Source organism: Aneurinibacillus aneurinilyticus ATCC 12856 (assembly GCF_000466385.1).
In the GTDB taxonomy this organism is placed as follows: domain Bacteria; phylum Bacillota; class Bacilli; order Aneurinibacillales; family Aneurinibacillaceae; genus Aneurinibacillus; species Aneurinibacillus aneurinilyticus.
This window is the reverse complement of the sequence record NZ_KE952926.1, coordinates 2,580-3,776: the sequence shown is the minus strand read 5'-3', so window position 1 is coordinate 3,776 and position 1,197 is coordinate 2,580. Positions and strand designations below refer to the sequence as shown.

The window sequence follows — 1,197 nt, the reverse complement described above, 5'->3', positions numbered from 1 at the left end:
CTTTTTTCAAGCCCCCACTTCAAGATTCGGTAGAGTCTAAGTGGTGGGTAGTTGACATCATTAACTGAATATAAAAATTTGATTAATAGCTTAGTTGCGAACGCAAATAAACAAAATAAAACAAATTTTAATGCTAGTGCTTCAATTGCTTTTAACAGCGGAGAGTTATTTACTGCTATACATAATACTGAATATACTGTTATGGGCGAAAAAGTAAATGGAAAATGGTTGATTAAAGCATCTTTTAGGGATTTATTTGATTTTGACTATCATGATGTTAACTATTATGGACCAAAAGGGAAAGAGTGGTTAGCAAATAACATGGCAGCCATTTCCCAAAATCAGGGTGCTATTGTTCCTTTCTGGGCTACATATACTGTTGACGATACTAGATAAAAATATTTGGTTATTAAAAATAATTATAAGTTCAAATGAAGAGGCTTTGTTAGTCTCTTCATTTTTCCACAATATGTACTATAGAATAGTTAATGCGTTTCTATAAGAGAATTTGCTATTATAAATTTTCTATAAAATAAATAGTCCTCTGTGGTGTGAAAATGACGTGATTTTGGCGATAGGGGTGTTGATGATAGTGTCAGAAGATAAGCGAAGGGGCCGTTCCGGGGAAGCGGCCTTTTGTTTGTTAGCTTAGCGACAGCATAGATAAATCCGAGTGCAATTGCTGCAGCGAAAGCGCCTGTGGTAAGTGGTTTAGTGATTTGATAAATAGCCCATCCTACTTCTCTCATACTATCACCTCCTACTTTTTTACCTCGATGCTTTGGATGTAATATCTTCCTTTTGTCGAATTGTGGTGATTGGGAGGTGAGAATATGGATGAGGAGAATAAGAATAATAATGTATTGCCAGATAAAATTGTTAAAGTAAATAAATTAATTGAAAAAGCTTCGCTTGGAGAAGAAAAGGACTATCCAATTAAGGATTAGCCCTCTCTTTTTCAGGAACGTCAGATTTATCATCAGGGGTTCTTTCGTTATCCCAAAACAATTCTTTCCCTGAGTACGTATTAGCTTCCATCATTTCTCCAGTTAGGGGATTATGTATAACCTGCTTGTGTTGTTTATCCATGTTTAACTCCTTCCATTTGGATAAAGTTATTATTCATCGGGATATTAGATAAGTTACACTTAATATTTTGACAGGATAACGTGGTTGGAAGTAGGAAATTCGGAAAAA

3 protein-coding genes are annotated in these 1,197 nt (G+C 34.8%); 1 reads left to right on the top strand and 2 read right to left on the bottom strand.

Annotated features, from left to right (window positions below; all coding sequences use genetic code 11):
• Window positions 1-51: 51 nt before the first annotated feature.
• Window positions 52-396 (top strand): hypothetical protein, encoded by a 345-nt coding sequence (locus HMPREF0083_RS25875; protein ID WP_040305223.1) that lies wholly within the window; start codon window positions 52-54, stop codon window positions 394-396.
• An 89-nt stretch (window positions 397-485) separates the two neighbouring features.
• Here the strand turns inward: HMPREF0083_RS25875 and HMPREF0083_RS25870 are convergent, their stop codons facing one another.
• Entirely contained in the window at window positions 486-749 is a 264-nt protein-coding gene (locus tag HMPREF0083_RS25870) for a hypothetical protein (protein WP_021624967.1), read from the bottom strand.
• A 187-nt stretch (window positions 750-936) separates the two neighbouring features.
• Entirely contained in the window at window positions 937-1,089 is a 153-nt protein-coding gene (locus HMPREF0083_RS28590; protein ID WP_021624966.1) for a hypothetical protein, read from the bottom strand.
• Between the last annotated feature and the right edge of the window lie 108 nt (window positions 1,090-1,197).

Bases quoted from the DNA above. Each gene is read 5' to 3' on its own strand.
- HMPREF0083_RS25870 (WP_021624967.1), bottom strand. From the start codon at position 749: ATGAGAGAAGTAGGATGGGCTATTTATCAAATCACTAAACCACTTACC.
- HMPREF0083_RS28590 (WP_021624966.1), bottom strand. From the start codon at position 1,089: ATGGATAAACAACACAAGCAGGTTATACATAATCCCCTAACTGGAGAA.